General features: G+C 67.7%; 7 protein-coding genes. 4 read left to right on the forward strand and 3 right to left on the reverse strand.

Annotated features, from left to right (window positions below; translation table 11 throughout):
* The first annotated feature begins 235 nt into the window (after positions 1-235).
* Genes A9D60_RS15100 through A9D60_RS15110 form a run of 3 tightly spaced genes read left to right on the forward strand, consistent with a single transcriptional unit; the run spans position 236 to position 3,072 of the window.
* Positions 236-1,105: a DMT family transporter gene (locus A9D60_RS15100; RefSeq protein ID WP_065268364.1), complete on the forward strand. Its 870-nt coding sequence runs from the start codon at positions 236-238 to the stop codon at positions 1,103-1,105.
* Positions 1,106-1,150: 45 nt separating this feature from the next.
* Complete coding sequence (locus A9D60_RS15105) at positions 1,151-1,927, forward strand: alpha/beta fold hydrolase (protein WP_065268355.1); 777 nt, start codon at positions 1,151-1,153, stop codon at positions 1,925-1,927.
* The gene (locus tag A9D60_RS15110; RefSeq protein ID WP_065268356.1) at positions 1,924-3,072 is read left to right on the forward strand and encodes an alpha-D-ribose 1-methylphosphonate 5-triphosphate diphosphatase; all 1,149 of its coding nucleotides are present in this window, start codon (positions 1,924-1,926) and stop codon (positions 3,070-3,072) included. Before A9D60_RS15105 ends, A9D60_RS15110 begins: the two co-directional genes overlap by 4 nt.
* A gap of 162 nt (positions 3,073-3,234) precedes the next feature.
* On the opposite strand, the gene A9D60_RS15115 is transcribed toward A9D60_RS15110, so the two are convergent.
* Positions 3,235-4,311, reverse strand: a complete 1,077-nt coding sequence (locus A9D60_RS15115; RefSeq protein WP_065268357.1) for a 5-(carboxyamino)imidazole ribonucleotide synthase — start codon at positions 4,309-4,311, stop codon at positions 3,235-3,237.
* Complete coding sequence (gene purE, locus A9D60_RS15120; RefSeq protein ID WP_065268358.1) at positions 4,304-4,792, reverse strand: 5-(carboxyamino)imidazole ribonucleotide mutase; 489 nt, start codon at positions 4,790-4,792, stop codon at positions 4,304-4,306. Before purE ends, A9D60_RS15115 begins: the two co-directional genes overlap by 8 nt.
* 281 nt (positions 4,793-5,073) lie before the next feature.
* Here purE and A9D60_RS15125 point away from each other — a divergent pair, with 281 nt between their 5' ends.
* Complete coding sequence (locus tag A9D60_RS15125; protein WP_065268359.1) at positions 5,074-5,388, forward strand: DUF1272 domain-containing protein; 315 nt, start codon at positions 5,074-5,076, stop codon at positions 5,386-5,388.
* A 40-nt stretch (positions 5,389-5,428) separates the two neighbouring features.
* Here the strand turns inward: A9D60_RS15125 and A9D60_RS15130 are convergent, their stop codons facing one another.
* Positions 5,429-6,712 (reverse strand): uracil-xanthine permease family protein, encoded by a 1,284-nt coding sequence (locus A9D60_RS15130; RefSeq protein ID WP_065268360.1) that lies wholly within the window; start codon positions 6,710-6,712, stop codon positions 5,429-5,431.
* Between the last annotated feature and the right edge of the window lie 156 nt (positions 6,713-6,868).

The raw sequence follows: 6,868 nt of genomic DNA on the forward strand, positions 1-6,868 counted from the left end.
ATGAGGCGACAGGCGATTGGCCGTTAAGGCCAATCTGCCGGAAGCCCGCCGCTGATGACTGCAAGATTTGGGGCTGCCTTCGGGCGGCCCCTTTTCGGTTTAAGGGGGGAGAAGGCCCGCCTTGCGGGCCTGCCTGCGGCGCGAGTATTTGGGCAAAGGTGAATGCGGGGGGCACCATTCAGGTGCCGCTGAGTTTTCTCTGGCCCTGCTCTGCCGGGCGCGCTACCCGTTCCGCATGCGCCTGTTTCTTCTCGTCTCTCTCACCATGATCGCTTTTGCCGCGAACTCCATCCTCAGCCGGCTGGCGATCGGGGCCGGGCATATGGATGCGGGCAGCTTTGGCCTGCTGCGGCTGGCCTCGGGGGCTGCGATGCTGGTGGTGCTGTGCCGGATGCAGGGGCTGGCGGTGCGCCAGAACCTGGGTGCGAGCCTGCGCGGCGGCGCGGCGCTGACGTTGTATATCGCCGGGTTTTCGCTGGCCTATCAGCAGCTTGACGCCGGTCTTGGCGCGCTGGTGCTGTTCGGGGTGGTACAGGTCACGATGTTCTTGTGGGGCGCGGTGCGGGGCACGCCTGTCAGCGCGGGCCAGGTGGCGGGCGCGGTGCTGGCGTTTCTGGGGCTGGCCTATGTGGTCTGGCCGGATGGCTCCGGCACGGCGCCTTTGGGGGCGTCTTTGCTGATGGCGGCGGCGGGCCTGGGCTGGGGCATCTACAGCGTTCTGGGGCGCGGTGCTGTGCAGCCGCTGACGGCGACGGCGGTGAATTTCCTGTGGTCCACAGTAATGTTCCTGCCGGTGGCCCTATGGCTGGGCGGCAGCACGGTGAGCCTCTACGGCGCGGTGCTGGCGGTGCTGTCGGGCGCGGTCACCTCCGGCATGGGCTATGCGCTGTGGTACCGGCTGCTGCCGCAGATCCTGCCTGCGGTGGCCGCCACCGTGCAGCTGAGCGTGCCGGTGATTGCGATCCTTGCCGGGGCGGCCCTGCTGGGCGAGGCGGTCGGGCTGCGGCTGGTCTTCGGCAGCGCGGCGGTCCTGGGCGGCATTGCGCTGGTGGTGCTGCGGGCGCCTGCGCGCAAGGGGCAGGCGGAGAAGCGGGCGGCGAAGTAAGCGCGGGGGCTTCCCTGTGGTGCCGCTTGGGCTTATCTGGGCCTCATGCGTGATGTTCTGAAATCCCTGATAGCCGCCGCTGCGGTGCTTCTGCCGCTGCCAGCGGCTGCTGATTGCGTGATCCTGCTGCACGGGCTGGCGCGCTCCGAGACTTCATTCGCGGTGATGGAGGAGGTGCTGCAGTCGCGCGGGTATTCCGTGGTGCGGCCCGGATATGCCTCGACTGAAGACCCGGTGCAGGTGCTGGCGGAGCAGACTTTGCCCGCCGCCTTTACCGCCTGCGGGGAGGAGACAACCCATGTGGTCAGCCATTCGATGGGCGGCATCCTGCTGCGGTACTGGCTGCAGGGCAATCGCCCGGAAAATCTGGGCCGCGCGGTGATGATGGGGCCGCCGAACCAGGGCAGCGAGCTGGTGGATGAGCTGGGCGATTGGGAGGTGTTCGGCTACCTGAACGGCCCGGCCGGGCTGCAGCTGGGCACCGGGGCGGACAGCCTGCCCAAGCGCCTGCCGCCGGTGGATTTCGAGCTGGGGGTGATTGCCGGCAGTGAGACGCTGAACCCGGTGTTCTCGGCGCTCATTCCCGGTGCGGATGACGGCAAGGTTTCGGTTGAGAGCACCAAGGTTGAGGGCATGGCGGCGCATCTGACGTTGCCGGTCACCCATACCTACATGATGAACAATCCCCAGGTGATGGCGCAGGCGCTGCATTTCCTGGAGGAAGGGCGGTTTGACCCGTCGCTTGGCTGGCTGGCGGCAGTGGAAGAGATCATCAGCGAGGCCTGCCAGCTGAACGGCGGCTGCGAAGAGGCGGAACAATGACGTTGGAACTGACGCTGCAGGGCGGCGATGTGCTGCGCCCCGGCGGGCTGGATACAGGCGGTGAGATCGCCATCGCGGAGGGGCTGGTGGCAGAGGCGCCTGCCGGCCGCGCGGTGGACCTGTCGGGCTATCTGGTGCTGCCGGGGATCGTGGACGTGCATGGCGACGGGTTCGAGCGCCACCTGGCACCGCGCCGGGGGGCGATGAAACAGATGGCGGAGGGCGTCGTGGCGGCGGAGGCCGAGCTGGCGGCCAATGGCATCACCACCGCGGTGCTGGCGCAGTTCTATTCCTGGGAGGGCGGCCTGCGCGGGCCGGAGTTTGCGGCGCAGGTGTTTGAGGGCATCAAGGCGGTGCGCGGATCGGTGGTGACGGATCTGCTGCCGCAGCTGCGGTTCGAGATCCACATGCTGGAGGATTACGCCGGGCTGGCGGCGAAAGTGGCAGACTGGCAGGTGCCCTATGTGGTGTTCAACGACCACCTGCCGCATGACCGGCTGGCGCAAGGCAAGAAGCCGCCGCGCCTCACCGGCCAGGCGCTGAAGGCAGGACGCAACCCGGAGGTCCACTGGCAGATGCTGAAGGACATGCACGCGCGCCGGGATGAGGTGCCGGGCTGCTTGGATGTGCTTTGTGCAGAGCTGGCGGCGCTGGATGTGCGGCTGGGAAGCCATGACGACCAGACCGCAGAGGACCGCGCCGTCTGGCGTGAACGCGGCGCGCGGATTGCCGAGTTCCCCGAGACGCTGGAGGCGGCAGAGGCCGCGCGTGCAGGCGGCGATCCGGTGATCCTCGGCTCGCCCAACGTGGTGCGCGGCGGCTCGCACAAGGGTAATGCCTCTGCCGTTGAGCTGATCGCCATGGGGCTGTGCGATGCGCTGGCCTCCGACTACCACTACCCCAGCCCGCGCCGTGCGGCGCTGATGCTGGAACGCTCCGGCCTTTTGGACTTGGCGGGGGCGTGGCGGCTGGTGTCGGAAGGGCCTGCGCAGCTTCTGGGTCTCACCGACCGCGGCAGGCTGCAGCCGGGCAAACGCGCCGATATTCTGGTGCTGGACAAGCAGAGCCAGCGGGTGGCGGCGACGATTTCCGGCGGGCGGGTCAGCTATATGTCGGGGGACGTGGCGGGCCGCTTCCTCGCCTGAGGGAGGGGCGCCGCGCATCAGGCCGGGTGGCCCTCTTTGCGGCGCGTGAAACCGGCGGTGCCGCTTTCACTGCCCGGCCGCTTCTTTCTGGTCTGAAATACCCCGGGGGTCTGGGGGCAGCACCCCAAGTGGGGAGTGGGATTGGGGCTGAGCCCCAACCCGTCAGCCTTCCGCCTTTACCACCCGGTTCACATGGCCCATCTTGCGGCCCGGCTTGGCCTCGGCCTTGCCGTAGAGGTGGATGGCGCAGTCAGCCTCTTTTGCCAGCTCCGGGATGCGGTCCACGTCGGCGCCGATCAGGTTTTCCATCACCACGTCGGAATGGCGCTGGCCGTCGCCCAGCGGCCATCCCGCAACCGCGCGGATGTGCTGTTCGAACTGATCCACGGTGCAGCCGTTCTGGGTCCAGTGGCCGGAATTGTGCACCCGCGGGGCGATCTCGTTGACGATCAGGCCCTGGGCGGTGACGAACAGCTCGACGCCGAGGACGCCGACATACTCCAGCGCGTTCAGGATCTTGCCTGCCATCAGCACCGCATCCATGCGCTGGCCTGTGCTCAGCTTGGCGGGCACGGTGGTGGTGTGCAGGATGCCGTCGCGGTGGACGTTCTCGCCGGGGTCGAAACAGGCGATCTCGCCGGTCACGCCGCGGGCGGCGATGACGGAGACCTCGTGGCTGAAATTCACGAAGCCTTCGAGGATCGAGGGGGCGCCAGCCATGGACGCGAGGGCTTCGCCTGCGTCTTCCGGGGATTTGATGCGGGCCTGGCCCTTGCCGTCATAGCCGAACCGGCGGGTTTTCAGGATCGAGGGCGCGCCGATCTCCGCCAGGGCGGCGTCGAGGCTGGCCTGGTCGGTGATGTCGGCAAAAGGCGCGGTTTTGAGGCCGAGGTCCTGCAGGAAAGTCTTTTCGGTCAGCCGGTCCTGGCTGATCCGCAGCGCCTCGCGGCCCGGGCGGATCGGCTTGTGCGATTCCAGAAGGTCGAGGGCGGAGGTCGGGATGTTCTCGAACTCATAGGTGATCACATCGACGGAAGCGGCGAAGGCGGCCAGCGCCTCGGCGTCTTCGTAGCCTGCGGTGGTCACCTGGTCGGCCACATGGCCTGCGGGCGGGTTGGTGCCCGGTTCAAAGATATGGGTCTTGAAGCCGAGGCGGGAGGCCGCGACGGAGAGCATCCGGCCCAGCTGGCCGCCGCCGAGGATGCCGATGGTCGATCCGGGGGCAAGCACGTCAGTCATCAACGGGTTCCTCCGGGATGGAGGCGGAGAGCGCCTCGCGCCAATCGTCCAGCCGCTGGGCCAGGGCCTCATCCTGCAGCGCCAGGATGCCAGCGGCCATCAGGCCCGCGTTGGCGGCGCCGGCGGACCCGATCGCCATGGTGGCAACCGGGAAGCCCTTGGGCATTTGCACGATGGAATACAGCGAGTCGACGCCGGACAGCGCGCGGGTCTGGACCGGCACGCCGACCACCGGCACACGGGTTTTGGAGGCGACCATGCCGGGCAGGTGAGCTGCCCCGCCGGCGCCTGCGATGATCACCTGCAGGCCGCGGTCTGCGGCGGATTTTCCGTAGCTCCACAGCCGGTCCGGGGTGCGGTGGGCAGAGACGATCCTGGCCTCGTATTCAACGCCCAGTTCATCGAGGATATTGGCGGCTTCCTTCATGGTGGGCCAGTCGGATTGGCTGCCCATGATGATGCCCACTTTGATGTCACCCATGGATGGTGGCTCCTGTCGCGGCTTGTGGAGCGCGCACTATAGGGAAAGTTGCGGTTTTCGCAATGCGGGATGGATGCGTAAACGGCGGGATTTGCCTTGTTTTGCGAGGGCCGGCGCTATGCCGCAGGCTGGCCGGCAAGGGAGGGCTCCCGCCCGCGCGGGATGCGGTCAGGCCCGCACCGCCTTGCGGTTGGGCGTGGCGCCGCGCTGGCGCGCGGCGCGGGTGGCTTGCACTGGCTGCGGCAGCGCGGCAGGGTGGCGGTGGAAACAGGGAGACTGCGATGCTGGAACTGCGGCCCAATTGCGAGCTCTGCGACAAGGATCTGCCGCCGGAGGCTGCGGATGCGCGGATCTGCAGCTATGAGTGCACTTATTGCGCGGACTGCGTGGAGCGCGTGCTGCACAATGTCTGCCCGACCTGCGGCGGCGGTTTTACGCCGCGGCCGATCCGGCCCCAGAAGGCCTGGCGGGAGGCGCTGAAGCTGGGGCTGGGGAACCATCCGGCGTCAACCCGGCGGGTGCATTCAAAATTTACCGGTGAGGATATTGCCGCGCATGTGGCGCGCATCCGGCATCTGAAGCCGGAGGAGCGGTGAGCAGGGCCGCCTTTGCAGCGGCCCTGCTATTTTTTCGGGATCAGTCCCGCTGCTGCGGCAGGATCAGGTTCAGCAAGAGGCCGGCAACGCCGGACAGGCCGATGCCCGCGAGGGTGAAGCCTTCGCCGAATTGCAGGGTGAGCCCGCCGAGGCCGATGATCAGCACGGTGGAGATGATCACCATGTTGCGCGCCTCCGACAGCGCCTCGCCCAGTTTCGCCAGCACCGACAGGCCGACCACGGTGACCATGCCAAAGAGCAGGATCATGATGCCGCCCATCACCGGCATCGGGATGGTCGACAGCGCGCCGGAGAGCTTGCCCGCAAAGGACAGCGCAATGGCAAAGACCGCGGCCCAGGTCATGATCGCCGGGTTGAAGGCACGGGTGAGGGTGACGGCGCCGGTGACCTCGGAATAAGTGGTGTTGGGCGGGCCGCCCAGGAGGCCCGCGGCGGCGGTGGCGAGGCCGTCGCCCAGCATGGTGTTCTGGATGCCGGGTTTCTCCATGTAGTCGCGCTTGGTCACGCTGGAGATCGCCATGATGTCGCCGAAGTGCTCAATCGCGGGGGCGATGGCAACCGGCAGGATGAACAGGATGGCGGCGAGGTTGAACTCGGGCGCGACAAAGCCCGGGACCTTGAACCAGGGAGCATCCGCCAGCGGCGCGGTGTTGACCAGGGTTTCGCCGTTGATCGCGCCGAGGGCCAGCGCGGCGATATAGCCTGCGGCGACGCCTGCGAGGATCGGCACCACCCGCATGATGCCGCGGCCCAGGATGGCCGTCAGCATGGTGGCGCCCAGCGATATGGCAGCTAGCAGCAGCGCGGTGTTGCGCGGCATCACCTGGGTTTCGCCTGCGAGGCCGGTGGCCATGTTGACCGCAACCGGCGCCAGCGACAGGCCGATCACCATGATCACCGGGCCGACCACGACGGGCGGCAGCAGCCGGTGCAGGAAGCCGGACCCAAAGGCGCGAATGGCGAAGGAGAGCGCGACATACAGCAGGCCCGCTGCCGCCAGGCCGCCGGTGGTGGCGGCCATGCCCCAGGTCTGCACGCCGTAGATGATCGGCGCGATGAAGGCGAAGGAGGAGGCCAGGAACACCGGCACCTGGCCGCGGGTGACGATCTGGAAAATCAGCGTGCCAAGGCCTGCGGTGAACAGCGCGACGCTGGGGTCCAGCCCGGTCAGCAGCGGCACCAGCACCAGCGCGCCGAAGGCGACAAACAGCATCTGGGCGCCGACAAGGACCTGTTTCGGGGTGAATTTGTAATCGGCGCTTGGGGCGGCGGGTGCCGGAGTAAGGTCGCTGGCGGGGGTCATTTTCTCGCTCGTATCGTTGGTTTGCAGTCCGGCCCGGGCCGGGCGGGTGACAGGCCGCGGGCAAAATTGCAGTGCTCCTAAACGGAAAAACCACCTTTGACCATCCGGTCAGGGGGCGTTTTCTGCGCCTGCGGACAGGGTGTCGCAACAGGGGGC

It is taken from the genome of Leisingera sp. JC1 (genome assembly GCF_001679925.1).
In the GTDB taxonomy this organism is placed as follows: Bacteria; Pseudomonadota; Alphaproteobacteria; order Rhodobacterales; family Rhodobacteraceae; genus Leisingera.